26 protein-coding genes are annotated in these 24,278 nt (G+C 70.3%); 12 read left to right on the top strand and 14 right to left on the bottom strand.

What is annotated here, in order from left to right:
- Positions 1-32 precede the first annotated feature (32 nt).
- Together dnaE and MXD59_RS02835 are read right to left on the bottom strand one after the other, a co-directional pair.
- Positions 33-3,581 carry a DNA polymerase III subunit alpha gene (gene dnaE / locus MXD59_RS02840; RefSeq protein ID WP_283096269.1) on the bottom strand — a complete coding sequence of 1,183 codons (3,549 nt, stop codon included), beginning with the start codon at positions 3,579-3,581 and terminating at the stop codon, positions 33-35.
- A gap of 246 nt (positions 3,582-3,827) precedes the next feature.
- A complete protein-coding gene (locus MXD59_RS02835; protein ID WP_248815412.1) occupies positions 3,828-4,376 on the bottom strand; it encodes a nitrobindin family protein in 549 nt (182 codons plus the stop codon).
- Between the two features lie 168 nt (positions 4,377-4,544).
- On the opposite strand from MXD59_RS02835, the gene MXD59_RS02830 reads away from it, so the two are divergent.
- On the top strand, positions 4,545-4,907 hold the full coding sequence (locus MXD59_RS02830; RefSeq protein ID WP_248823326.1) for a DsrE family protein: 363 nt from the start codon (positions 4,545-4,547) through the stop codon (positions 4,905-4,907).
- A gap of 210 nt (positions 4,908-5,117) precedes the next feature.
- Complete coding sequence (locus MXD59_RS02825) at positions 5,118-5,387, top strand: hypothetical protein (protein ID WP_308301631.1); 270 nt, start codon at positions 5,118-5,120, stop codon at positions 5,385-5,387.
- Between the two features lie 36 nt (positions 5,388-5,423).
- On the opposite strand, the gene MXD59_RS02820 is transcribed toward MXD59_RS02825, so the two are convergent.
- The 8 genes from MXD59_RS02820 to MXD59_RS02785 form a co-directional block, all read right to left on the bottom strand.
- Entirely contained in the window at positions 5,424-5,723 is a 300-nt protein-coding gene (locus tag MXD59_RS02820) for a DUF1416 domain-containing protein (protein WP_251080408.1), read from the bottom strand.
- A gap of 3 nt (positions 5,724-5,726) precedes the next feature.
- Entirely contained in the window at positions 5,727-6,560 is an 834-nt protein-coding gene (locus tag MXD59_RS02815; protein ID WP_248823324.1) for a sulfurtransferase, read from the bottom strand.
- Positions 6,557-6,976, bottom strand: coding sequence for a DUF4395 domain-containing protein (locus tag MXD59_RS02810; RefSeq protein WP_248815416.1), 420 nt, complete (start codon positions 6,974-6,976; stop codon positions 6,557-6,559). Before MXD59_RS02810 ends, MXD59_RS02815 begins: the two co-directional genes overlap by 4 nt.
- A gap of 213 nt (positions 6,977-7,189) precedes the next feature.
- On the bottom strand, positions 7,190-7,711 hold the full coding sequence (locus MXD59_RS02805; protein WP_248823323.1) for a thioredoxin family protein: 522 nt from the start codon (positions 7,709-7,711) through the stop codon (positions 7,190-7,192).
- Positions 7,712-7,948: 237 nt separating this feature from the next.
- Positions 7,949-8,704 (bottom strand): LmeA family phospholipid-binding protein, encoded by a 756-nt coding sequence (locus tag MXD59_RS02800; protein WP_248823322.1) that lies wholly within the window; start codon positions 8,702-8,704, stop codon positions 7,949-7,951.
- Positions 8,701-9,684 carry a hypothetical protein gene (locus MXD59_RS02795; protein WP_248823321.1) on the bottom strand — a complete coding sequence of 328 codons (984 nt, stop codon included), beginning with the start codon at positions 9,682-9,684 and terminating at the stop codon, positions 8,701-8,703. Before MXD59_RS02795 ends, MXD59_RS02800 begins: the two co-directional genes overlap by 4 nt.
- Before the next feature lie 68 nt (positions 9,685-9,752).
- Positions 9,753-10,031 carry a MoaD/ThiS family protein gene (locus MXD59_RS02790; protein WP_163549950.1) on the bottom strand — a complete coding sequence of 93 codons (279 nt, stop codon included), beginning with the start codon at positions 10,029-10,031 and terminating at the stop codon, positions 9,753-9,755.
- A complete protein-coding gene (locus tag MXD59_RS02785; RefSeq protein WP_248823320.1) occupies positions 10,028-10,924 on the bottom strand; it encodes an alpha/beta hydrolase in 897 nt (298 codons plus the stop codon). Before MXD59_RS02785 ends, MXD59_RS02790 begins: the two co-directional genes overlap by 4 nt.
- A 126-nt stretch (positions 10,925-11,050) precedes the next feature.
- Between MXD59_RS02785 and MXD59_RS02780 the strand changes: the two genes are divergently transcribed.
- Positions 11,051-11,794, top strand: a complete 744-nt coding sequence (locus MXD59_RS02780) for a response regulator transcription factor (protein ID WP_163549951.1) — start codon at positions 11,051-11,053, stop codon at positions 11,792-11,794.
- A 267-nt stretch (positions 11,795-12,061) separates the two neighbouring features.
- Positions 12,062-13,123 (top strand): mycothiol synthase, encoded by a 1,062-nt coding sequence (gene mshD / locus MXD59_RS02775; RefSeq protein WP_372511877.1) that lies wholly within the window; start codon positions 12,062-12,064, stop codon positions 13,121-13,123.
- Here mshD and MXD59_RS02770 read toward each other — a convergent pair.
- Positions 13,120-13,515 carry an STAS domain-containing protein gene (locus MXD59_RS02770; protein ID WP_248815422.1) on the bottom strand — a complete coding sequence of 132 codons (396 nt, stop codon included), beginning with the start codon at positions 13,513-13,515 and terminating at the stop codon, positions 13,120-13,122. The two genes, mshD and MXD59_RS02770, sit on opposite strands and share 4 nt — an antisense overlap.
- A gap of 245 nt (positions 13,516-13,760) precedes the next feature.
- On the opposite strand from MXD59_RS02770, the gene MXD59_RS02765 reads away from it, so the two are divergent.
- Positions 13,761-14,264, top strand: coding sequence for a hypothetical protein (locus tag MXD59_RS02765; RefSeq protein ID WP_248815423.1), 504 nt, complete (start codon positions 13,761-13,763; stop codon positions 14,262-14,264).
- 36 nt (positions 14,265-14,300) lie between these two features.
- On the opposite strand, the gene MXD59_RS02760 is transcribed toward MXD59_RS02765, so the two are convergent.
- Positions 14,301-15,005 carry a TMEM165/GDT1 family protein gene (locus tag MXD59_RS02760; protein WP_248823319.1) on the bottom strand — a complete coding sequence of 235 codons (705 nt, stop codon included), beginning with the start codon at positions 15,003-15,005 and terminating at the stop codon, positions 14,301-14,303.
- A 381-nt stretch (positions 15,006-15,386) separates the two neighbouring features.
- Here MXD59_RS02760 and selA point away from each other — a divergent pair, with 381 nt between their 5' ends.
- Complete coding sequence (gene selA / locus MXD59_RS02755) at positions 15,387-17,225, top strand: L-seryl-tRNA(Sec) selenium transferase (RefSeq protein ID WP_248823318.1); 1,839 nt, start codon at positions 15,387-15,389, stop codon at positions 17,223-17,225.
- Positions 17,222-17,941: a hypothetical protein gene (locus MXD59_RS02750; RefSeq protein ID WP_248823317.1), complete on the top strand. Its 720-nt coding sequence runs from the start codon at positions 17,222-17,224 to the stop codon at positions 17,939-17,941. The genes selA and MXD59_RS02750 overlap by 4 nt, the downstream gene beginning before the upstream one ends.
- On the opposite strand, the gene MXD59_RS02745 is transcribed toward MXD59_RS02750, so the two are convergent.
- Positions 17,833-18,549 (bottom strand): HD domain-containing protein, encoded by a 717-nt coding sequence (locus tag MXD59_RS02745; protein ID WP_248823316.1) that lies wholly within the window; start codon positions 18,547-18,549, stop codon positions 17,833-17,835. The genes MXD59_RS02750 and MXD59_RS02745 overlap by 109 nt on opposite strands.
- A gap of 266 nt (positions 18,550-18,815) precedes the next feature.
- Between MXD59_RS02745 and MXD59_RS02740 the strand changes: the two genes are divergently transcribed.
- From MXD59_RS02740 to MXD59_RS02725, 4 genes are all read left to right on the top strand, one after another.
- Positions 18,816-19,037 (top strand): hypothetical protein, encoded by a 222-nt coding sequence (locus MXD59_RS02740; protein WP_248815428.1) that lies wholly within the window; start codon positions 18,816-18,818, stop codon positions 19,035-19,037.
- A 195-nt stretch (positions 19,038-19,232) separates the two neighbouring features.
- Positions 19,233-20,879: an NAD(P)/FAD-dependent oxidoreductase gene (locus tag MXD59_RS02735; RefSeq protein ID WP_248823315.1), complete on the top strand. Its 1,647-nt coding sequence runs from the start codon at positions 19,233-19,235 to the stop codon at positions 20,877-20,879.
- Positions 20,880-21,008: 129 nt separating this feature from the next.
- Positions 21,009-21,491, top strand: a complete 483-nt coding sequence (locus MXD59_RS02730) for a peroxiredoxin (protein WP_248823314.1) — start codon at positions 21,009-21,011, stop codon at positions 21,489-21,491.
- Positions 21,492-21,643: 152 nt separating this feature from the next.
- The gene (locus MXD59_RS02725) at positions 21,644-22,216 is read left to right on the top strand and encodes a VOC family protein (protein WP_248823313.1); all 573 of its coding nucleotides are present in this window, start codon (positions 21,644-21,646) and stop codon (positions 22,214-22,216) included.
- 161 nt (positions 22,217-22,377) lie between these two features.
- Here MXD59_RS02725 and MXD59_RS02720 read toward each other — a convergent pair whose 3' ends face one another.
- Entirely contained in the window at positions 22,378-22,761 is a 384-nt protein-coding gene (locus tag MXD59_RS02720) for a hypothetical protein (RefSeq protein ID WP_248823312.1), read from the bottom strand.
- A 493-nt stretch (positions 22,762-23,254) separates the two neighbouring features.
- Here MXD59_RS02720 and MXD59_RS02715 point away from each other — a divergent pair, with 493 nt between their 5' ends.
- Positions 23,255-24,268 carry a 3-dehydroquinate synthase family protein gene (locus tag MXD59_RS02715; RefSeq protein WP_248823311.1) on the top strand — a complete coding sequence of 338 codons (1,014 nt, stop codon included), beginning with the start codon at positions 23,255-23,257 and terminating at the stop codon, positions 24,266-24,268.
- Positions 24,269-24,278: the final 10 nt, after the last annotated feature.

Genomic DNA, 24,278 nt, shown 5'->3' with positions numbered 1-24,278 from the left:
CGGATCCAGCGCCCGCGGCGGCGGGCCCGCGGTCATGCGGTGACGGCTCGGGCGCCGAGCAGGGCCTTGAGGTCTCCCAGCAGGGAACCGCTCGCCTGCACCTGCGGTTCGAGCAGCAGCAGGCTGCTGTTCTGCGGGCCTTCCAGACGCAGATGCACCGGCGTCGAGCCCGGATGGGTCGTCAGGATGACCTTGAGGTCCGCGACCAGTGGTGGCGTGATCTTGTAGGTGGGCAGGGTGATGACGACCGGCGGCCCGTTCAGATGGGTCGCGACATCGATCACCGTCAGGTCCTGGGCGAACAGAGAGACCGAACCCTCCCGCTCGTTGATCCTGCCCCGCACCGAGATGACCGCGTCCGTCGCGAGCGCGGTGGAGTGGATCTCGTAGGACTGGGGGAAGAACAGCACCTCGATGGAGGCGTCGAGGTCCTCGACGGTCACGATCGCCCAGGCTTTGGCGGTGTTCTTGTTGATCCGCCGGTCGATCTTGCTGATGATGCCGGCGATCTGCACGCTGTTGCCGTCGCTGGCCTCGGCGAGGTCGACGATCCGAGTGTCACGGTGGCGATCCAACGCCCGCTCGGCGCCCTCGAGTGGATGCGAGGAGACGTACAGGCCGAGCATGTCGCGTTCCTGGGCCAGCAGTTCCTTCTTCGGCCACTCGGGGCCGGACAGGTCCAGGTCGAGGCCCAGCGGCGAGCTCTCCTCCTCGTCTCCGCCCGCGTCGCCGAACAGGTCGAACTGGCCGATCGCCTCGGCCCGCTTCGTGATGATCACCGCGTCGATCGCGGTCTCGTGCACGCTGACCAGCACCCGGCGGTGATGGCCGAGCGAGTCGAACGCACCGGCCTTGATCAGGGAGTCGATCGTGCGCTTGTTGCACACGCCGATGTCGACCTTCTGCAGGAAGTCGGCGAACGACTCGTAGGCGCTCTTGCGTTCCCGGGCCGCGACGATCGACGCGACGACGTTCTCCCCGACGTTGCGCACGGCGCCCAGGCCGAAGCGGATGGACTCCCCGACCGCGCCGAACCGCAGGTCCGACTCGTTGACGTCGGGTGGCAGCACCTGGATACCCATCCGGCGGGTCTCGGCCAGGTAGACCGCCATCTTGTCCTTGTCATCCCCGACGGACGTCAACAGCGCGGCCATGAACTCGGCCGGATAGTTGGCCTTGAGGTAGGCGGTCCAGAACGACACCACGCCGTACCCGGCGGTATGGGACTTGTTGAACCCGTAGCCGGAGAACGGGACGAGCACGTCCCACAGCGCCTGGACCGCGACGTCGGTGTAGCCCTGCTCCTTCATCCCGGCGGAGAAGCGGGCGAACTCCTTGTCCAGGATCTCTTTCTTCTTCTTGCCCATCGCGCGGCGCAGCAGGTCGGCGGCGCCGAGGCTGTAGCCGGCCAGCTCGCGGGCGATGGCCATGACCTGCTCCTGGTACACCACCAGGTGGTAGGTCTCGCCCAGGATCGGTTCCAGCGCCTCGGCGAGGTCGGGGTGGATCGGGTTGATCTCCTTGCGGCCGTTCTTGCGGTCGGCGTACTCGATGTGGCTGTTGGCCGCCATCGGGCCCGGCCGGTAGAGCGCGAGCACGGCGGCGATGTCACCGAACTTCGTCGGTGACATCAGGCGCAGCAGGTTACGCATCGGTCCACCGTCGAGCTGGAACACGCCGAGCGTGTCCCCGCGGGCCAGCAGTTCGAACGCCTTGGCGTCCTCCAGCGGGAGGGTGGACAGATCGATGTCGACGCCACGGTTGCGCTTGACGGACTCGATCGCGTCGCCGATGACGGTCAGGTTCCGCAGCCCGAGGCAGTCCATCTTGAGCAGACCCATCTCCTCGCACTGAGGAAACGGGAATCCCGTGATGATCGCGCCGTCGTTGTCGCGGCGGTGGATCGGCAGGACGTCCAGCAGCGGCTCGGAACACAGGATCACGCCCGCGGCGTGCACACCGGTCCCTCGGGTCAGCCCCTCCAACCCACGCGCCGTGTCGATGATCTTCTTCACGTCGGCGTCGGCCTCGTAGAGGGCCCGGATCTCGCTGGCCTCGCTGAAACGCTCGTGCTTCGGGTCGAAGATCCCCGTCAGGGGGATCCCCTTGCCCATCACGTCCGGCGGCATCGCCTTCGAGATCCTGTCGCCGAGCGCGTAGGGGTAGCCCAGCACCCGACACGAGTCCTTGACCGCGGCCTTCGCCTTGATGGTGCCGAAGGTGTTGATCTGGGCGACCCGGTCCTCGCCGTACTGCTCGGTGATGTAACGGATCACCTCACCACGCCGGCGTTCGTCGAAGTCCAGGTCGATGTCCGGCGGCGAGATGCGCTCAGGGTTGAGGAAGCGCTCGAAGATCAGGGCATGCTCGATCGGGTTCAGCTCGGTGATGCCCAGAATGTAGGCGATCATCGAACCGGTGGCCGAGCCACGCCCCGGCCCCAGGCCGATACCCCGCGATCGCGCGAACGCACAGATATCCGCGACGACCAGGAAGTAGGCCGGGAAACCCATCTTGTCGATAACGCCGACCTCGTACTCGACGCGCGTGACCACATCCTCGGGCACGCCCGCCGGGAAACGCCAGACCAGCCCGCGGTCGATTTCCTTGCGCAGCCAGGAGAGCTGGGTCTCACCCTCGGGCACCGGAAACCGGGGCATCCTGTCCACGAAGGCAAAGACCTCGTCGTACGGCTCCACCCGCTCGGCGATGAGCAGGGAGCTGTCACAGGCACCCGGGACCTCCCCGTCCCAGAGACCACGCATCTCCTCGGGCGACTTGAGGTAGTAGCCGGAGCCTTCGAACTTGAAACGATTCGGATCGTCGAGCCTTTTACCGGTGCCGACGCACAGCAGCACCTCGTGGCTCTCCGCCTGATCCTCGGTCACGTAGTGCGAGTCATTGGTGGCCAGCGGACGCAGCCCCAGCTTCGCACCTATGTCGAGCAGGCCCTGGCGGACGCTGCGCTCGATCGGCAGGCCGTGGTCCATCAGCTCCAGGAAGAAGTTGTCAGGACCGAACACCTCCCGATAGGTGGCCGCCGCGGCGAGCGCCTTGTCGAACTGGCCCAGGCGAAGCCGGGTCTGCACCTCACCCGACGGGCAGCCCGTCGTCGCGATGATCCCGGCCGAGTACTGGGAGACCAGGTCATGGTCCATGCGCGGCTTGCGGTAGTAACCCTCGATCGACGCGATGGAGGACAGCCGGAAAAGATTGCGCAGCCCCTCGGCGTTGGCCGCGAGCATCGTCATGTGCGTGTAGGCGCCACCACCGGACACATCGCCGCCCTCGCCCGCGGGATCGACGTCGCGTTGCGAACGGTCCCCCCACAGAACGGGCCGCTTGTGATGGCGGGACTCAGGTGCCAGATAGGCTTCGATCCCGATGATCGGCTTGACGCCGGCCTTCGTCGCACCCTGGTAGAACTCGTAGGCGCCGAACATGTTGCCGTGATCGGTCATCCCGACCGCCGGCATTCCCAGCTTCGCCGCTTCCCTGAAAAGCAGGCCCGATTTCGCCGCGCCATCGAGCATCGAATACTCGGTGTGCACGTGGAGGTGAACAAAAGAATCCGCCGACAACCCAGTCCCCTCTCGCCCACAACGACCCGCCGATCGGCAGTCTAGCCCCGACACGGAGAGCTATCGGCGCGCCACGCGACACAGCACCTCGACCCTGGTGATCATTCAAGGTTGATTTGTTGAGATCAATGGCGCCTTTGCTTGCGTTCCAGAAACTTCACGGCGCGATCACCTGGGCGCTGCGCTCCGACCGGCCACGCGGAGCCAAAGTGCCGCTTCCCCTGGTGACCGGGCCTCAGGAAGGCGTCAGTCGGAGACGCGCCGGAGGCGGGCGGACAGGTGCGACTGCATCGGTTTGCCGCCGGCCTCCATGTCGATGGCATAGGCGAGGTCGCCGCCCTCGACGAGACCGTAGAGCCGCACCGAGCGGGTGACATCACGGGCGGTCGCCGTCCGGATCACGACGTTGTGGTCGAGGTCGATGCGGGTACCGGCCACGCTGCCCACATAGATCTCGGCGATGCCGAACGGATGCGCGAGGGTGACCTCGATGACCGTCGCCCCGTCCTCACCCGGCTGGACCCGCCAGAACCCGGTCTCGGTCGCCAGCGGGCTGCCCGGCTCCCGACCGTCGCGGGGCTCGTCCGCCCACCAGGTGTGCGAGACGTAGCCGAGCGCGGGACGTCCGTCAGCGGCGAAGGTGATCTCCTGCCCGTAGTGGAAACCCTCCAGCCCCTCGTAGCCGCCGACCCCCTCCCCCCGCCAGGTCCCGACCAGAAACGCCAACGGCAGCAGACTCGCGTGCAGGTCCACGACTCCTCCCGGCCGGCCCCGGCCCTCACCCTGGGCGCTCATCGCTGGCCCTCCTGCAGCTTGTAGACCACGTAACCGGAGAACCAGGCGATCAGAACACACGTCGCCACCAGGAGCCCGCTGAAGAAGTAGTGCAACACGCTGCGGAGCCTAGCCGGGCTCGCCCCGGCGGCCACGCGCCGGGCGCACCCGATCGGGCACACTGGACCGGTGACCCGTTCGCTCGTTGTCAAGGCCACCGCCGGCGCGGACGCGCCGGAACGCTGCTCGCAGGCCTTCACCGTGGCGGCCGTCGCCGTCGCCGCCGGCGCCGACGTGTCCCTGTGGCTCACCGGCGAGTCGGCCTGGTTCGCCCTGCCCGGCCGGGCCGCGCAGTTCGAGCTCGCCGAGTCCGCCCCCCTGCAGGATCTGCTCGACGCCATCCTGGCCGGCGGACGGATCACCGTGTGCACCCAGTGCGCGGCGCGCCGCTCGTTCGGCCCGCCGGACGTCCTGCCCGGCATCCGGATCGCCGGCGCCGCCACCTTCGTCGACGAGATCCTCACCGACGGCGTCCAGGCCCTCGTCTACTGAGCGTCCAGGCCCTCGTCTGCCGAGGCCGACGACCCACCCGCACCCGTCTCCCCCGGGCTACAACTCCCCCGCGGCTACGGGGCCGCCGGGCGCCGTGATGCCGTTGCAGGTGCGTTCGGCACCGGCCGCGGCAGCCGCAACAACAGACCACGATCAGGACACGCGGAATCGCGTTCGGCGCTGAGCCGTATGCGCTTTCCTGATCCCATGATGGCTGAGTCCGATGTCCTTTTCGCCGTAGTCCTGTTCGCGGCCACCGGGCAGCGCACGGTCCGCCGTATCATCGCGCCCTTCCCGGATCGCCGGTCGGCTCTTGCCTTCGCCCGGGAGAACGGCCTGCGCTGTTTCACGATCGGCCCGATGCACTTCGCGGTGCCGACAACGATGCCGATCGAGACCGGCCGGCCGCACCCGACCCGCCCCGCGGTGACAGCCACCCGGGTGAACCGATCCACCGCTGTCTCAGCGGGTCCGCGGTGACCTCAGGCCGGACTTCTGCGGACGCGGCCAGAAACCTCAGGCAGTGACCTCGACCTGGGCGTCCACCGGCTCGCCCTGACGGGCGACGACCCGACGCTCACCACTGGCACCGGGCACCAGCGCCCGCACGGTCCACTGGCCGGGGCGGGCGAAGAACCGGAACTGCCCGGTGGCGGAGAGCGGCACCTCGGCGGTGAAGTCGCCGCCCTCGTCGAGCAGGCGGGCGTAACCGGTCGACACCGGCTCGCCCTCGCGCACGACGACGCCCTGGATCACGGTCTCCCTGTCCACGTCAATTCCCTCCACCGACGGTCCACCACTGGTCGCGCCGCACATGGGTCACGCACCCTTCTCGATCGGCACGCCCACCAGCGAGCCGTACTCGGTCCACGAACCGTCGTAGTTCTTCACACCCGCCAGACCCAGCAGTTCGTGCAGGGCGAACCAGGTGTGTGCGGACCGTTCCCCGATCCGGCAGTAGGCGATGATCTCGGCGGACAGATCGACGCCGGCCTCGGTGTAGAGCGCGGTCAGCTGCTCGTCGCTGCGGAACGTGCCGTCCTCGTTCGCCGTCCGCGCCCATGGGATGTTCTTCGCCGTCGGAATGTGCCCGGCCCGCTGGGACTGCTCCTGCGGCAGATGGGCGGGTGCCAGCAGCAGCCCGGAGAACTCGCCGGGCGAACGGACGTCGATCAGGACCTTCTCACCGATCGCGGCGATGACCTCCTCGCGGAAGGCCCGAATGTCGGTGCGTGGCTCGCCGGCGGTGTAGGTCGTCGCCGGACGGGGCGTCACCTCGGACGTCAGCTCACGGCCGTCGAGCTCCCACTTCTTGCGCCCACCGTCGAGCAGCCGGACGTCCCCGTGGCCGTACAGGCTGAAGTACCAGTAGGCGTAGGCCGCGAACCAGTTGTTGTTGCCGCCGTAGAGCACGACGGTGTCGTCGTTCGCGATGCCCTTGGTGGACAGCAGCTGTTCGAACTGCCCCTTGTCGACGAAATCCCGGATGACCGGGTCCTGCAGCTCGGACTTCCAGTCGAGCCGGACCGCACCCGGAATGTGCCCGCGGTCGTAGGCGGAGACATCCTCGTCGACCTCGACCAGAACGACCCTGGGATCGCCACTGTGTGCTTCGACCCAGGCAGCGTTGACCAGAACCTGTTCGCGGCTCATCCCCGCGCCCCTTTCACGGTGACCGAACGAAAGAACACGTACATGTGGCAACCGAGACAGACCTCGAAAGCCGCGTTGAGAAAAGCCGCCGCAAAGGCGAGCCCGGTGACCACCAGACCCAGCGCCGAGGCTCCGGACAGGAATCCGATCACGCCCACCACCCCGAAGACCACGCCCACGAGCTGGGCGAACCGGGGTGGGGTGGCGTCCTCCATGACGTCCGGCGGCGCCAGCCGGGGACGAATCAGACGCCGGAACACCAGCGCGTAGGGCGCGTACCGCACACCGGCGGCCGCCCCGATCGCGAACACCACGGTCTGACCGAGAAGAAGCCACCCGCTGCCCGTGAGGAGCACGATGGCGAGCACCACCGTGGACACGGCGGCGGTGAACCGCATACCGCGAGGGTCGACCACCGAAGTTCTCCTGACTACACCTGATCACCGAGATCTGATCATCGGAACTGGACCTGTCGGCGGCGCGCCGACCGAGCGGCGCACCACGGGGAACCCGATCAGAAAGGGCAACACAGACAGCTACGCACGCGACAGAGATCGATCGCGCGACGACGTACAAGCTGCAGGAAGAACATGGCCCGTGCCACGGTAGCAGCGGTGGTCAGGTCCACGCTAAGACATCGCCGATGATTCCGAAGAATCGTCATCCGCCCGTTTTGTCCCGTCCAGGGGCATGATCTCGGCGAGGGTGGCGAAGACGGCGGCCCGCGTGGGCGGAGCGCCGCTGGCCCGCCGCGTCTCCCGGCCCGCCGCGTCAAGGACGACCACCGTCGGCGTGCGTCGCACTCCGAGCGCACGGACAAGATCGAGGTGCGCCTCCGCGTCGACCTCCACATGCCGGACGCCCGGCACGACCTCGGCGACCCCGGCCAGCACACGCCGCGTCACCCGGCAGGGCGCGCAGAAGGCTGTGGAGAACTGCAACAGTGTCGCCCGCTCGCCCAGCGTCTCACCCAGCGCGGACACCTCGGCCCCCCACCTCGGCGCCGCGTCGGACACGACCGACCCGCCCGACCCGGCCGCCACGTCCGCCTCAGGCGCCACGTCCGCCTCAGGCGCGGCATCAGGCCGGGCGGCCGCGGCCACCTGAGCGGGGGCGGCCGGCCTGGCGGTGGCGGGTGCCGGGACATCCACCGGTGGCTCCTTTCGCGCACCGAACCAGGTGCTCGAGCGGGGGGACGACCTCGCTGGACGGAACCGACCATCTCGGACGCGCAGGGTGACACCCAGCGCGCTCGCCAGTGCGACCGCTCCCAGCAGCACCCACAAGCCCGTCACGGTTCGTCCAAGCACCTGGCGTCCGCCGCTGTTCCCGCGACGGCTCCGGATCGGGTCACAGCCCATCCGTACGGGGGGGGCAGGACGCGGGGGTCAGGACGCGGGGGCGGAGCCGGTGACGCGGCCGACGGTACCGGGTTCGAGAACAACGTTCTGGCCGGCGGCGTCGAAGAGGATCCGGTCCGATCGGACGGTCGCGGAGGTGAGCTGGAGGTTGAACGGCAGGCCGGCCACCGGGACCCGCACGGTCAGCAGCTGGCTGATCGCCGGACTCAGCGCCGTGCCCACCGGTGCGGTCAGCTCCCGAGGGGAGAAGGTGATCTCCGCTGGCGCGACTCCGATGTCCGCCGTCCCCACCGCGTCGACGGTGGTGCCCAGGATGGGCAGCGATCCGGAGACCTGGATCGCCGTCCCGGCCGGCCCGACCGTGACAGCCGATCCCTGGCTGCGCAGGTAGGCGTTGAGATCGGTGTAGGTCAGCTCCACGCGGGCGGTGAGCCGATCGACCGGAATCCGCTGCACGTCGCCGTGCAGCACATCCGCCAGCGGCACCCGCACGCCGACGAGTTCGGCATGCAGCCGGTCGACCCGCAGGCCCTGCTCGACCTGGCCACGCACGTCCACCCGGACGTCGCGATAGTCGCCATGCAGTACCTGGGTGAGGAAGGGAAATCCGCCCAGTGACACGTCCGGCTTCGTGGCCAGCCCCTCGCTGCGCTGCGCCTGGGTGGCGATCTGGCCGGCCACCACCCGCGGGGTGATCCGGTCGACGGCGAGGAGCAGCCCGAGCAGGACCACCACGATGACGGCGGCCACCCGTGCACCCCGGCCGGGTCGGTTGGCACTCATCCGGGCAGATGCCGCCCGACGAGGTACACCAGCGGCGCGGCGCAGGCCAACGGCACCACGGTGGCCACGAAGGCGCCGGCCACCGCGGCGGCGGCCGACCCACCGACCCGGACGACTCCACCACCCCTGGCCAGCCGCTCGTGGCCGACCTGGTCACCGCCGACCTGGTCACCGCCGACCTGATCCTCGCCGGCCTGCCCCTCGCTGGCGCGGACGAGGACCAGATCCACCAGCCCGGCCGTGACCGCGCCCGCCGCCGCGGCGGTGAGACCCGCGACCACGGACAGACCGCCCGGTCCGAGCGCGCCAAGGCCCGCCCCTGCGGCGACCGCGACGGCCACCCCGACCGGCCCGGCGAACGCCGCCGGTAGGCCGGCCCATCCGACCAGCCGGGCCACCGCGACCACAATCCCGGCGCCGAGCAGACCGGCGATGGTCATCAGATCAGCCGGCTGCTCCGCGCCCTGCCCGGCCCGCAGCGCCAGATACCCGGTGAGCAGCAGACCGAGAACGATCCCGCTCAGCGCGGTGACCAGTTCGGCGCTGACCCGCTCGCTGGACGGAACACCCGCGCCACCGGACGTGGCCGGCCTGACCATGTCGGCGGCCGGGGCACGCAGGGTCACGGCTCGACGCAGCCCCAGTTGGTAGACGATGACCGCGGCGACGCCGGTCCCGCCCACCCCGACGATCGCGTGGAACGGATGGCCGTCCGTCAGCAGCAGACTGAGATCGCCCAGCAGGGCCCAGACGGCGATGAGCGCGACGGTGCCCGGCGAAGCCCGCAGCGCCCGACCCCAGGCCCACGCAAGGGCCACTTGCAGGACGATGACGACAACCGCGAGTGCCCACGTGGCCAGCGCCGCCGCCCCGATCGCGAGGCCGGCGGCGAGCACCACGGCACCGGGCACCGCGAGCGCACCCGCGGCGCCTGGGCGCGAGCGGGTGACCACACCGGATCCGAGATCGCCAGCACTCACGCCGCCATGCTGTCACGTCCGGGTAGGGCACCGCGGTGGCGGTCCTACGCCGCGGCCCTGGCCGCCGATCAGCCGCCGGCGAAGGGTGGCAGGACCTCGACGACGGCTCCGGCCGCCAGCGTGAGGGTGGCCGGATCACGTTGTCCGGCGGGCTGGTCGTCCACCAGGTAGGAGCAGCGCCGCAACAGGCTGGGCAGGGTGCCGCCGTGGCGGGCCGCGATCGCGTCCTGCACCTGCGCGAGGGTGGACGCGACGAGCGTCTCCTCGGTCACGCCGGCGGCCGCTCGTGCCGCCGCCCAGTAGCGGACCGTCACCGTCCCCGGTGCCGCGGCCGGACCACCGGTCATGATGCCCACCCCTTTGAGGATTCTGGCGCCGAGCCCGTCGCGGGGCCCGCGGCCGGCCCGTCCGCCCGGACGGGTGTGCTGGCGGGCCCGGCGAGTTCGACCATGTGGGACCCGATGCGGTCCAGCAGACCGGGCGACAGTCCCGCCTCGGCGTGCCCGAACTCGGGCTCGATCCAGACCTGCGCGTGACCCCCGCTCGCGGCGCCAAGAGCCCGCGGATGCTCCAGGGTGAAATACCGGTCGCGACCGCCATGCACGATCAGCAATGGGGTCGGCGCAATGGCACCGATCAGCTCCAACGGAGACAGCGGAACGGGCACAAAAGCGCCCGGATCGATACGCACCCGTAACCCCGTCCGGGCCACCATCCGGCCGGTCGCGGACTCCGCGAACCAATGGATTCGCCGCATCGGCGCAGTATCTCGAACGAACCACCGACTTGCCGCACTCACGCTGATCACAGCGTCGGGCGGATGTCGGAGACGGTGCCCGTGACAGAGCGTACCAGTTTTTGCCAATCCGGCATGACGGAGGACGGCTCCCGCGCCCATCGACCACCCGATGGTGACAACGCGCAGGTAGCCAAGGGTGCGGGCAGCCCCCACCGCGGCATCGACGTCCAGCGCCTCGCGATCGCCGAACGTGCACAGCCCGGTTGATCGTCCGTGGCCGCGCAGGTCCATGACCTGCACTCCGACATATTTCCGCAAACCATTCGTTACTTCACGTAACGCAAGGCGTTCCATCGAGCCGGAGAAGCCATGGGCCACGACGGCCGCCAGGTCACGTGACTCTCCGTACTGATCCGGAATTTTTGGATCATGCCTGGTGGCAAGGATCTCAGAATCAGCGGTCGGTAGTGACCGGTAGACGGTAGGAGCGCAGTAGGGCACTCGGCTATCCTCCCCACATACCGGCCTTCGTTTCATGCCCATGACGGTCGTGCGACGCCCAGTGCCGGACATAGAGTTGCTCATCGGGTCGACGCTGCCCCACCACACACCACTGGAGGAGTCGTCTTGAGCGTCGTCCTTTTGCTCACCAACGCCCCCGGTCCCTCCGCCGAGTCGTTTCCGTCGCTTGGGCTGCTCACGCACACGGTGCGGGTCGCTCCGCTGGAGGCCAGCGCCCTGCTGGACGCGCCCCCGGTCGACGTGATCGTGGTGGACGGGCGCCGGGAGCTCGTCATCGCTCGTGGCCTGTGTCGACTGCTGCGCACCACCGGACTGACCACTCCGCTGCTCGCCCTGGTCACCGAAGGTGGACTCGCCGCGGTGTCCGCCGACTGGGGCGTCGACGACGTCGTGCTTGACTCCGCCGGTCCCGCCGAGGTCGAGGCCCGGTTGCGACTGGCCATCGGTCGGGTCGCTGCTGCTGGCGGCACCGCCGAGGCCGGTGTCATCCGGTCCGGCGACCTCTCCGTCGACGAGACCACCTACTCCGCGAAGCTGCGGGGCCGGCCGCTCGAGCTCACCTTCAAGGAGTTCGAGCTGCTCAAGTACCTGGCGCAGCACCCCGGTCGGGTCTTCACCCGGGCGCAGCTGCTGCAGGAGGTCTGGGGCTACGACTACTACGGCGGCACCCGCACGGTGGACGTGCATGTTCGCCGCCTGCGGGCGAAGCTCGGCCCCGAGCACGAGGCCATGATCGGCACGGTTCGCCACGTCGGCTACAAGTTCGTGGCCCCGTCGATCACCCCCCTCGCGGACGGGCCCAGCGGCCGGGTCGACCGCGATGACGCCCGCACCCCCGAGCGGGTCTAGCCCGTCCCTCATTGAGCCGCAGCCGGTTCGACGATCCACGCGGCGTCACCATCACATGACGGATGGCTCCCCCGGTGGCCATTGTCGCGATCCGCGGCGTCATCCCACAAAGCGTGGTCGCTCAGCCCGGTTGTCGTCGGGCCCAGCGACCACGCTTCGCCGTTTGACAGCGACGGCGACGGCGACGGGTTCAGGCGTGGGTGCGGCGCGCCGCACCGGATCCGCGGTTCACGCGACATCGGCGGGGGCCGCTCGTACGGTCGGGTGGTGACCTCCTCGACCTCGCAGCCGCCCACGGCCACATCCTCCAGCGCACGGCTGGACTGGCGTCCGACTCTCAGCGGTACGGACGTCGACGGCATCGAGAGCCTGCTCGCCGAGGCGGAGCGAGCCGACGGTAGCGGGCCGGTATCCGAGGACGTCCGGTTGACGTTGCGCCCGGGTCTTGCGGTGGACGCCGGCCATCACCTGCTCGCCCGTCTGTCGGCCGGTTCCGCGGACGCCCCCTCACCAGCCGCTCCCGGCGCGACCGGCCCGAAAGCCGTGCCGGTCGACCCCGCCGAACCGCCGATCATCGGATATGCGCACCTGGGCGGTCCACCGGAAAGTCGGCAGGCCGAGGTCGTGGTGCGTCCCGCGCACCGCCGTCAGGGTGTGGGTCGGGCACTGGTCACCGCGCTGCTCGCCGCCTGTTCCACGGCGCAGGCGGAACTCGACATCTGGGCACACGGGGATCTGCCGGCCGCGGCGGCCCTCGCCGATTCGCTGGGCTTCGTCCGCGCCCGTGTGCTGTTCCAGCTGCGCCGCCCGTTGGACGAGCCGCTGGAGCAGCCGGTGCTGCCCGCCGATGTCACCGTGCGGCCCTTCGTGCCCGGCCAGGACGACGAGACGTGGCTCGCGGTCAACGCCGCGGCCTTCGCCGACCATCCCGAGCAGGGCCGCTGGACGTCCGACGACCTGGCCAGACGTCAACAGGAACCGTGGTTCGACCCGCGGGGATTCTTCGTCGCCGAACGCGACGGGCAGGTGGTCGGTTTCCACTGGACCAAGGTCCACGCGGTCGACCCGACACCCGCACCGGATGTCCCACCCGCCGAGGTCGGCCCGATCGGCGAGGTCTACGTCGTCGGTGTGCGGCCCGGTTCTGGTGGTTCGGGCCTGGGCCGGGCGCTCACCCTCATCGGCCTGCGTCATCTGCGGGACCAGCGCCTGCCCACCGTCGCGTTGTACGTCGACGAGGACAACGAGCGGGCGGTGCGGATGTACACCGGGCTCGGTTTCACCGAGCATGCGCGGGACGTGTCCTATCACTGGCGCCAGGCTGGCTAGGCGCTACGCCGCCGGGCCAGTCCCGGTGCCGGGGCTGGCCCGGCGGCCGAAGCCGAAGCCGCGGAGACCGCCGGAAGATCGTCGTCCACGGCGATGACCGTGGTCAGGTTGGTGACGTGCAGCAACCGGTTCGTGTCCTCGTTGAGATGCCGCAGGGCCAGCCGGCCACCGGCCGAACGCTGGCGCTGATGGGCGAACAGGATCACCGCGAGTCCCTGCGAGTCCAGAAAGCTGACCTCGGCCAGGTCGACCACGATGTCCCTGACTCCGGCGACCCGGGCATCCAGCAGGGACTCACGCAGCGGATCCAGCGAGGAGTAGTCGATGTCGCCCACAGGGTGCACGACGATCGTGTCGCTCCCCGTCACCTCGACCCGCACAGATGGTTCCATGGCTCCGCCCGACCGGATGGCATGGGCACCGCGGGATACAGGCCGGACCGTTCCCACTGCGCGTCGCACTCCTGTCAAGCACGATGAAGCCGGCGTACCCAGGCTCTCCCACTCCCACACCCCTCAGATTCCCACCGCGGCGCGGCCTGTCTCACATCAGCGCCCCACCCGGCCCGCCGTCTGCCCTCCACCTCTCCCCGCCAGACGGGATGGGATGACATGTCATCCCATGAGAACGTCCTCGCATGGACATCAACCCGCCCTGGTCCCGCGGTGGCGCTGCTCCCGCTGATGTCGTCACGTTCCTGTGCCGGTCGGACGGCGCCGCCGTCTCGGTCGGCCCGCTGCCCGGCGGTCCGCCGGGTTCCGGCGCTGGTCTGGTCGGTCTCGTCGTCCGGCTGCCCGGCGCCTCCCCCGCTCTGCTGCGGCTCACGCCGGATGAGGCTGGTCGCCTCGCCGGGCTGCTCGCCGAGACGAACGGAGGTGATGCCGCGGCCGGTGCCGTCGATCCCGTCCCCGATGGCAGCGGCGGCGCGTCGGGCTCGAGGTACGTCGTCGTCGCGCCGGAGGGGGCGCCGGTAGCCGAGCTGTGGCCGGCGCTGGCGGCGCTTCCCCCGGCCGCGCGGCTCGTCGATTTCGCTTCGGACGCGGAGGTCGTGCTCGTCTTCGGGCTCGACGATCCGCGTTGGCCGATCCTGCCGCGCGAGGCCGGCTCGGTTCGGGACGCGCGGCAGGCGCCGAGCCGCTGAGTCGTCCGGTCGTGGGGTGGCCGGCCCTCCAGCCGGCTACCCGCGCAGCACCTCGATCCCCGAGATCACCGCGAGCACCAGGAACGCCCCCGCGGCAATGCGGGTGATCATGGAGATCGGCAGCAGTCGGAGCAGTCCACGTCCACCGGCGATGCCGAGGGCGGCCACCGTCCACAGGCCCAGCAGCGCGCCCAGCCAGACGCTCACCGGCGAGTCGAAACGGGCGGCGAGGTTGGCCGTGGTGATCTGGGTGAGGTCGCCCAGCTCCGCAAGAAAGACAACGCCGAACGAGGTGACCGCCACCCGCCAGAACGTGCTCGAACCGGCGCTCCTGGTGGCGGCCGGCTGCTCGGCCACCACCGCGGGAGTGGCCGATCCCGCCGGCCCCGCGCTGTCGCTGGTCAACGTGCCCTCGGGGTTGGTCGTGCCCTCGGCGTTGGAGGGAGCGTCGCTCGTCTCGGGCTTGTCGTCGTCATCGCGGCCCTCGCGCAGCACCAGGACGGCGCCCAACAGGAAGAGCACCATCGTGATCCCGTCCACCAGTCGGCTCGGGAGATGGGAGAACGCGCTACCAGCCGCGACAGCCACCGTGACATGGATGAGGAAGGCGGCCGCCACCCCCACCCAGACGTAGATCGGCCGGAACCGGCTGCCCAACACAAGACTCGCGACCATCGTCTTGTCCGGAAGCTCGGCGAGGACGATGACGCCGAAGGTGACCAGTATCGCGGTGATGCTCACGCCGGAACCTCTCGTAAGGCCGGGTCGTGAGCGGGGTACGCCTTCGACCCGGCATGACTGCCGTGTCGAAGGTCTCGCCCACCAGGCCGCGCACAGCCGGGCCCGAGCGCCGGGAACCCGCGGGCCGACCCATGACGGGCCGCGCACGGGCGCCAGTATGTCGACGCGCGGGTCGAGGTCGGTTCCACCGCCAGCCTGGCGGAGAAGCGCACTCGACGGGGCTACTCCCCTTCAGGGATGAAGGCTACCCGCTTGGCGGATGTGGTGCATCAGTTCACGTCCCCGCCACCTGGACATTCGGACGGCACACGAAAGGACACGCCACCACGCCGGCCTCACCCGTGGACATCACGCTTCGCAGTACTAGATTTACGCGAAGTGATGGATGATCTGGCCTCTCCCGCATTCGGCGCCGCCGAGGATCCGGTACCGGCGCCGATGCCGCGTGCCCGCGAGGCCACCGGTCTCCGTCCGGTGATCAACGCCACGGGGATTCTGCTGCACGGAGCGCTCGGTCGCGCGCCCCTGTCCGCGGCGGCCCGGGCCGCCCTCGACCTGGCGGCCGGCACCATCGACCTGGAGTTCGACCTGGCCACCGGCCGCCGCGACCGTCGTGGTCGCAGCGCGCTCGCCGCCCTGGCCACGGCGGTGCCGGCCGCGGCCGCGGTGCACATCGTCAACAACGAGGTGGCGGCCCTCGTCCTCGCCGTGGCGGCACTGGCAGCGGGACGGGAGGTGGTGGTCAGCCGCGGCGAACTCGGCGAGACGACCGACGGCCTGCGCCTGCCGGACCTGCTGGCGACCACCGGCGCCCGGCTGCGTGAGGTCGGCACCACCAACCGCACCACCCTGGGCGACTACGCCCGGGCGATCGGCCCACAGACGGGCGTCGTCCTGCGCGTACACACCCCCGGTTACCAGCTGATCGGGTTCACGGATCGCCCCGCCCTGGGTGATCTCGCCGAACTGTGCGTCGATCTCGGCGTCCCGCTGGTCGGCGACAGCGGGTCCGGGCTGCTCTGCCCAGAGCCCCACCTGCCCACCGAGCCGGATGTCACCACCTGGCTGGACCAGGGCGTGGCCGTGGTGCTGGCCAGTGGGGACCGACTGCTCGGCGGCCCGCAGTGCGGTCTGCTGTTCGGCCACGCCGGCCTGATCGACCGGATGCGCCGCCATCCGCTGTCGCGCGCCGGCCAGGCCGGCAAGCTGACCCTCGCCGCGCTGGAGGCGACGCTGCGCCATGAACCGCCGGTGCGCCAGGCGTTGCGGACCCGACCCGAACATCTCGTGGCCCGGGCCGAACGGCTCGCCCGGTGGCTGCGCCACGCCGGGATCGCCGCGTCCGCGGTGGCCAGCCGCGCCTGCGTCGACGAGTCGGCCACCGGGCCGGCCGGCGGCCATGCTCTGCGTGGCTACGACCTGCCAAGCGCCGCGGTAGCCGTCGACGCGGTGATCGCGATGCCGTTGCGCGACGGTCAGCCGGCCGTTCTCGGGCGGGTGGAGCAGGGCTGCTGTCTGCTGGACCTACGGGCCGTGCCGGCCGAACTCGATCCGGTGCTCGGCGCGGCGATACTCGCGGCCGCGACCGCGATCGGTGCCACCGCCCTCACCGACCCACCGACCGCCCCCCAGCCCATCGTGGCGGCGGCCACCACGCACAGATCCGCGTCCGACCCGTCACCGCAGGAGCGACCAGAACCGGGCCGGGAACCGCCCCCGGCCAGGATGTCGGCGATCGGCGGAGATCCGCCCCCGGGCGGGACCGGTGGGGGGCCGGCCACCGCGCGGAAGTCGGCCTCGGTCGGCGGGCTCGCACCGACCGGTGTCCGAACCGAGACGGCCAGGCTCGACGTCGCCCTGCCCGGAGACACCCTTCTTGGGCTGGAGCCGCTCTGGATCGACCGTCCGTACCGGACGGATGCCGCCGTCGCCCTGGCAGCGCCGGTGAGCAGCCCGCCGGTGAGCAGCCCGCCGCGAGGCCGTCCAGCGGACGACGCCGCCCGGGCGCTGTCCTGGTCGCCGGCCGAACCGGGATGGATGTTCGAGACGGACCCGCTCACCGCCGGCTGTCCGCCGCGTGGGCTCGAGACCGCCGACATGGACACGATCGAGTCCGCCACGATCCCGCACGGCCGGGACTCGGCGCGGACGGCACCGGAGCAGCCGACCCCGAACCAGCCCAGCCCACCGCAGCAGCCACCGGATCGGCAGTCCCCGTGAGCACGCCCCGCCTGCTGGACCAACCGCTTGTTCTGGACCTGCTGCGTCGGCTGTCCGCCGCCGGCGGCGGGGCCGTCCTGCTGTGCTACGGCCTGGTTCATCTGCTGGTCTGGCCCGGGGCGCCGACCGGCACCCCGGGCGAACGGTACCGCTGGAACGGCGACACCCACCTGTTCGGCTGGCTGCCCGCGGCCGTCGGATGGACGTTGGGCGCCGTCCTGCTCGCGGCGACCGTGCTGGGGTATGTCGCCGCCGGCGCGGGACTCGTCGGGGTGCCGGTTCTGTGCCGCCACCATCTCGGCGCCACCGCCACGGGTTGCACCGCCTCCCTGGGGCTGTACGCGGTGGCCTGGCCCGGTCTGGAACCGGACCCGACCGATTTCAGCGCCGGCCCGGTGATCAGCGGACTGCTGTTGGCCTGCGTTCTCGCGACCTCCTGGGCCCGGCGTTACCCGTCGTCGACGGGCGGCGGGTCGCCCAGGCCGCCGGCCAACCGGGGCAGCACCCGCGCCCGGCCGAACGCCACCGCCGACCGCACCGCGCCGACGTTCACCGACCGCTGGGACGGGACCGACCCCTGGGACCGGGCAGTGCCCCGGCCTGGTGCTCAGCCTCGCCCGGTGTCCGAACCTCGGGTGGTCAGGCCGTCCAGCTCGCGCTCCAGGTTGAGCCGGGCCGACGGTTCCCATCGGCGCCGCGCCCACCCCGTGGAGTAGAGCGACCCCTCGAGCAGGTGGCGCAACGCGCTGGCACGACCTCGGCGCCACTGCGCGTCATCGAAACCGCCGTACTCCCGGCGCACCCGGCGCACGTACACGTCATAGCTGGCGGGTCCGCGGGCGAGGACACGTAGATCGGCGTCGTTGACCAGGGCCTCGTCCCGGCTGTGCGACCCGTGGGAGGCGGTGGCGAGCACGAGACGGGCGACCGTGGCACCCGCCGGCCCGGGGCAGCCCAGCTCCGCCAGCACCCGGGTGGCGAGTTCGGCCGAGCATCGCTCGTTGTCGGTCAGGGCCGGGTCGTACACCACATCGTGGAAGTAGGCCGCGAGGATGCAGGCGGGTGCCAGGTACCGGTCACCGGCCCGGCCTTCGGCGGTCAGGAGCACCCGGAGGGCGGCCGTCACCTCCGCGACATGACGCAGAGTGTGGTAGTGCCGCCCCGGCTGCTGGTAGCAACGAGCGAGCGCCACGAAGGCGCGCACCCGTTCACTGACGTCGGCGGTGGCACCCACGCCGAGCAGCGCGTCGTCGAACAGCCGGGCGAGCGGTGTGCGCGGCCCGGTCAGGGCGACGTCCCGGACGGCGTTCGCCTGCCCACCCATCCGCGCTCCTCCCCGCCCGAGCGACGCCCACCGATGGGACGCCCACCGATGGGACGCCCGCTGGTGCGACGTCCACCGGCGGCTCTGGCCGCTCACGTACCCTCGCATGCCCGGCCGATCCCGGCCAGACCCAGGCTGACCAGATACGGTCCGGCCCGAACCGGCCACACCGGCCCCGCCCGACCAGCCAGCCCAGCCGATCAGCCACGCCCGATCAGGCCACCCCGACATTTGCCATCATCGAACACGCGTGCGACTGTCGGCTGGTGGAAGTGCAGATCGTGATCGACGGACAGCCCTTCCCGCTACCGGCGGACACCGATCCGGACGAGCTTCGTCGCCGGGTCGCCCAGGCGGTCTTCCGCTGCGAGGTGGAGCAGCTTCATCTCGCCGACGGCCGCACGATGCTGGTCAACTGGCGATCGGTACGTCTCATCGAGGTTCGTGTCGTCCAGCCGGGCCTCTGCGACCCCCAGCACATCAAATAGCAAAAAAAGCAATAAATGCTACTAAAGGTACATATCTGTACAGGCGCTGACCGATAGGCATTGGTCCCGCATTCACCCATGCCGCCATCCATAGAGATGGTTAGGTGCCAGTTGTGCACCAGGTGTAATTATTGTGATCTTTGTGGGATGGAAGGTGCGCCCGGCCCACTTCCTGCAGCGTTCAGGAGCCTCATCATGATCGGATACGACTATTCAGTCGCGATCCTCGGTAGCGGCATCGCCGGATCGACGCTGGCGAACATCCTCGCCCGGCACGGTCACAGCGTGGTGCTGGTCGACAGCGGCAGCCATCCCCGGTTCGCCCTCGGGGAATCGACGATCGGCGAGACGACCTATCTCCTCAAGCTGCTGGCGGAGCGGTTCGACGTGCCCGAACTCGCCCATGTCAGCAGTTTCGAGGGGGTGCGTTCGCACGTCACGTCAGCCTGCGGAGTCAAGCGCAACTTCGGCTTCGTCTACCACCGCGACGGGCATGTCCAGGACCCGGAGGAGGTGACCCAGTGCAGCGTCGCCGAGTTCCCGAACGGCCCGGAGATGCACATGCATCGCCAGGACATCGACTCCTACCTCTTCTACACCGCCGTTCGCTACGGCGCGGCGCCCCGCCAACGGACGATGGTGGAACGGGTCGAGTTCACCGCGGACGCCGCGACCCTCACCACCCGCTCCGGCGAGACGCTACGGGTGCGGTACGTCGTCGACGCGTCCGGCCGCAACTCCGTGCTGGCGAACACGTTCGGTCTGCGGGAGGAGCCGTGCCGGTTCCGCACGAACTCCCGCACCCTGTTCACCCACATGGTCGGCGTCACGCCGTTCGACGATGTCACGACGCCCAGCGGCCAGCCCACCCGCTGGCATCAGGGCACGCTGCACCACATCTTCGACGGCGGCTGGATGTGGGTGATCCCGTTCGACAACCACCGCTGCGCCACCAATCCGCTGTGCAGTGTCGGGCTCAACCTCGACAGCCAGCGTTTCCCGCACGATCCGGGCCGCTCCGCCGAGGACGAATGGGCCACGTTCCTCGAACACTTCCCGAGCGTGGGACGGCAGTTCGCCACCGCGCGCCCGGCGTGGGACTGGGTGTCCACCGGACGCACCCAGTACTCCACCAGCCGGACGGTCGGTGACCGGTGGGCGATGATGAGCCACGCCGCCGGCGCCATCGACGCGCTGTTCTCCCGGGGTATGGCCAACACGATGCAGGTGATCTACGCTTTCGCGCCGACCCTGCTGGCCGCGCTCGACGACGGCGATCTTTCCGCCGAACGCTTCGCCTACCTCGACACGCTCAACCAGACCATTCTGGACGTCAACGACCAGCTCGTCCACGGCTCCTACGTCTCGTTCCGCGATTTCGATCTCTGGCGGGCGTGGTCCAAGGTCTGGTTCATGGCCTGGAACATGGGCATCGCCCGGATCACCGGCACCTATTTCGGCTATCTGGAAAAGGGCGACCGCGCGCTGTTCGACCGGCTGCTCGACGCCCCGCATCTGGGCACCTTCTGCCCGGACCTGCCGGAGTTCCAGCCCCTGTTCGCCGCGCTGTCCGCGGTGATGGTCGAGGTCGAGCAGGGTCGGCTGACCCCGTCGGCCGCGGTCGGGCGCCTCGCCGGGCTGCTTGGCAACGCGGAGTTCCTGCCAACTCCCCTGCGACTCGGTGACGTGCTGCGCCGCTGGCACGACGGGTCCTTCGAGGCCCAGCGCCGGATGTACGAATGGGGCCGCAGCAGCTCACCGGCCTCGATGCGGCGCTGGTACGACTACGACCTCGACAAACTGCAGGCCCGCACCGGCGACGCGGTACCGGTGAGTTTCTGACCTGGCGGCCTGCGTCGGGACCGGCCGGTGCGGGCCCGGTTCTGGCCCGCCCATTCCAGCACCGCTACTGTTGCGAAAACAGAAGTCAGCCTGGCCAGACGGGGCAGGCTGACGGAGGGAGCACCCAGCATGGCCACGCCCGATGTGGGTCAACCGGCGCCCGAGATCAGCCTGCCTGGCCTGGTCCTCGTCGACGGTGAACGCCACGACGACCAGTACTCGCTGTCCGCCCAGCGCGGCCATCCGATGGTCCTCGCCTTCTACCCCGGGGACAACACCCCGGTCTGCACCCGGCAGATGTGCTCCTACGCGGCCGGTATCGAGGTCTTCCGCGGCCTCGGTGCCCCGGTGTGGGGGATCAGCCCGCAGGATCTGGACAGCCACGAGTCCTTCGCCCGCGACCAGGGGCTCGGCTTCCCGCTGCTGGCCGACACCGCGCGCGAGGCGGCGAAGAAGTACGGCATCGCCATGGTCGGTCTTGGGCTTCGCCGCTCGGTCTTCCTGATCGACGCGGACGGCGTGGTGCGGTGGAAGCAGGTCGGGTTGGTCGGCCTGACATACGCCGATGTCGACACGATCGCCGAGCAGATCCGCCAACTCACGCCGGCCTGATCCGGACCGTGGACGTCGGCGCTACGATCTGCTTCGCTTCCCGGACATCACTGGGGCGCGAGACCGGTGGGACGTGATACCTGCGGCACGTGACACCGGCAGGACGTGATATCGCCGCGCACGCGGTACCGGTGAAACCCGGAGGGACGTTCGTGAAGACCGGATCGGCCTTTCTGGGTCGCGCCTGCGTATCCCGCGGCGGCCCACCGGCCGGCGTCGAGCCGGACCGGCCTCGGGTTTTCGCGCCCACCACCGGCGCCGGGGCGGCCGCCATCGACATGCTCCTGGGCGGGCTGACGTTCCACTGTTTCGACATCGCCGTCACCGCGCTCGAGGCGGCCCGTGAGATCTACACGGTCACCCTCGGCGTGGAGATCTGGCAGACCCGGGAACTGGCCGGCACCGTGTGGCGCCGGGGACGGGCCGTGTCGCTCGCGGGCACTCTGGTCGCCGAGGGCAGGCTCGGCTCCGGCCTCGTCCGGCTGGTCGAGCCGGCCGCCGGCCACACGGTGGCCCGCGAGGCGATCGAGCGGCGCGGCGAGGGGCTGTTCTCCATCGGCTACCAGGTGGACGACCCGGTCGCCGCGCTCGGCGCCACACTCGCCGCCCGGACCCTGGTCGAGCAGTTCGGGCCCGACCGGATCCGACCGGCCGAGATCTACCTCAATGGCGGTTCCGGGCTGTTGCTCTGCCTACTGCAGCGGGATAAGCCGTCACCGACCTGAACGACGACCTGAACGACGAATCGTGCCGGTGGGCTTGTGTCCGGCACCCGAAAAATGTCATCATCTTTACAGGCCGCCCGGCACCCCCCGAGCTGGGCGGCCTCTTCACCTGCTCCAGCGTCCGTCCCAGTGCCTGCCCAGATACTCAGCGCACCAGATACTCAGCGCAGCAGCACGACGACCATCAGCAGGATACCGACCAGGGTCGTCCCCAGGGCCACGAAGGTCGCGATCCGACCACGACCGCTACCCCGACGCCAGGCCAGCGCGCCGCATCCGATCGCGATCAGCCCGGCAAGCGGAAAGAACAGGCCGAGCGCCGCGAACGTGAAGGCAATGATCCACAAAGCGCGCGCGTCCGGCAGTTCGTCGACCGGTTCAAGTGCCGGATCAGCCTCCCACTCGACATCATCATCCGCATGCGGAGCATCGTGGTCGGCCGCGGGTTCCTCCGCCGCGGGCGGGTTCGGGGCGGGGCCTTCTCCCGCCGGCCGCGAAACCGTTGCCCCGGAATCGGCGCTGGTCTCGGCGGTGGCCTTGGTCATCGCACACTCCTCCTGGCCGCCGTGTCGGCGGTCTCCGCGACAGCGCTCGCGCCGCACGTAAGTGACATCTCCCGGTCCCGGTTCCGGGGCGTGCCCCAGAGCCTGACGTACTTTGTGCCCGCTGTCGCGATTCGACGCGAGAAGTGAATCGGACCGGCGCCCACGATCACCCGAAGGCGCTACGGCATGTGAACCCGGTCGCACCCTCGAACAGATCGTCCGCTCCCGCCAGGGCGGGCTCCCGGGGCCGGCTCGACGGAACCGGCCCCGGTGTCCAACACCAGGAGCATCCGGGGCAGACTGGGGCGACGGCGTCGCGGCGGACCAGCCCGCGGGTGGGCCAGCGCATCCGGCCCCCGGATCTGCCCCGCGGCGGGCCTGGCAGGTCCGGCGCCCCGAAACCTCGCGGATCCGGAGACCAGACGTGACCGGCAGACCTGCCACTGGGCGACTCAGCCGCCCGATCGAACAGCTCGGTTCCGACCGCCGGCGGGTGATCGTTACTCTGGGCGATCGCACCTATCCGGTCGACATCGGCGCAGGGGTGCGCGGCACGCTGCCAGACGTCGTCGCCCGCCTCGGCGCGCGTCGCGCGGTCATCGTCTCCGCCCGGCCATCCGAGGTCGTCCCCGATCCGGGGGTTCCCACGCTGCGGTTGGCGGCCCGCGACGGTGAGGCAGACAAGAGCCTGGCGAACGTCGAGGCGCTGTGCAGCCAGTTCGCCGGGTTCGGGCTGACCCGATCCGACGTGGTCATCTCCTGCGGCGGCGGGACGACCACCGATGTCGTCGGGCTCGCCGCCGCGCTCTACCACCGTGGCACCCCCGTCGTGCACCTGCCCACGTCCCTGCTCGCCCAGGTCGACGCGAGTGTCGGTGGCAAGACGGCGGTCAACCTGCCCGCCGGCAAGAACCTCGTCGGCGCGTACTGGCAGCCCAGCGCCGTCCTGTGTGACACCGAGCTGCTGGCCACCCTGCCGCGGCGGGAATGGGTCAACGGCTACGGCGAGATCGCTCGCGCCCACTTCATCGGAGCGCCGGACCTGTTGGGCCGACCGGTCGCGGAGCAGATCGCGGCCAGCGTCGCGCTCAAGGCCGGCATCGTCGCCCGCGACGAGCGGGACACGAACCTGCGGCACATCCTCAACTACGGGCACACTCTCGGCCACGCCCTGGAACGGGTCACCGACTACGCGATGCGCCACGGGGAGGCGGTGGCCGTCGGCACCGTCTTCGCCGGCCGTCTCGCCGGTACCCTCGGCCGCATCGAAGCCGACCAGGTCGCGGAGCACCTGGAGGTCGTCCGTGGCTACGGGTTGCCGTCGGCTCTGCCCACCGGCATCGACCTGGACGCGCTCATCGCCGTCATGCGGTTGGACAAGAAGTCCGTCGGCACCGGGCTGACGTTCGTCCTGACCGGCCAGGACGGCCCGCAGCTCGTCGGCGACATCGACGAGACGCATGTCCGCGCCACCCTCGCCGACATGCCCCGATCGGCCACATCATGAGCGTTCCCGT

Origin of the sequence: Frankia umida, assembly GCF_023242945.1 — a bacterium.
Taxonomy (GTDB): Bacteria; Actinomycetota; Actinomycetes; order Frankiales; family Frankiaceae; genus Frankia; species Frankia umida.
This window is presented reverse-complemented; position numbering and strand designations above follow the sequence as displayed.

What these genes read in the sequence shown, in the direction of transcription:
- MXD59_RS02770 (WP_248815422.1), bottom strand. Translation starts at nt 13,515, where the DNA reads ATGGAACCATCTGTGCGGGTCGAGGTGACGGGGAGCGACACGATCGTC.
- MXD59_RS02720 (WP_248823312.1), bottom strand. Translation starts at nt 22,761, where the DNA reads ATGACCAAGGCCACCGCCGAGACCAGCGCCGATTCCGGGGCAACGGTT.
- MXD59_RS02765 (WP_248815423.1), top strand. Translation starts at nt 13,761, where the DNA reads ATGGACATCAACCCGCCCTGGTCCCGCGGTGGCGCTGCTCCCGCTGAT.
- MXD59_RS02815 (WP_248823324.1), bottom strand. Translation starts at nt 6,560, where the DNA reads ATGAGCCGCGAACAGGTTCTGGTCAACGCTGCCTGGGTCGAAGCACAC.
- MXD59_RS02835 (WP_248815412.1), bottom strand. Translation starts at nt 4,376, where the DNA reads ATGAGCGCCCAGGGTGAGGGCCGGGGCCGGCCGGGAGGAGTCGTGGAC.
- MXD59_RS02820 (WP_251080408.1), bottom strand. Translation starts at nt 5,723, where the DNA reads ATGTGCGGCGCGACCAGTGGTGGACCGTCGGTGGAGGGAATTGACGTG.
- MXD59_RS02800 (WP_248823322.1), bottom strand. Translation starts at nt 8,704, where the DNA reads ATGAGTGCCAACCGACCCGGCCGGGGTGCACGGGTGGCCGCCGTCATC.
- MXD59_RS02735 (WP_248823315.1), top strand. Translation starts at nt 19,233, where the DNA reads ATGATCGGATACGACTATTCAGTCGCGATCCTCGGTAGCGGCATCGCC.
- selA (WP_248823318.1), top strand. Translation starts at nt 15,387, where the DNA reads ATGGATGATCTGGCCTCTCCCGCATTCGGCGCCGCCGAGGATCCGGTA.
- MXD59_RS02825 (WP_308301631.1), top strand. Translation starts at nt 5,118, where the DNA reads ATGGCTGAGTCCGATGTCCTTTTCGCCGTAGTCCTGTTCGCGGCCACC.
- MXD59_RS02730 (WP_248823314.1), top strand. Translation starts at nt 21,009, where the DNA reads ATGGCCACGCCCGATGTGGGTCAACCGGCGCCCGAGATCAGCCTGCCT.
- MXD59_RS02790 (WP_163549950.1), bottom strand. Translation starts at nt 10,031, where the DNA reads ATGACCGGTGGTCCGGCCGCGGCACCGGGGACGGTGACGGTCCGCTAC.
- MXD59_RS02745 (WP_248823316.1), bottom strand. Translation starts at nt 18,549, where the DNA reads ATGGGTGGGCAGGCGAACGCCGTCCGGGACGTCGCCCTGACCGGGCCG.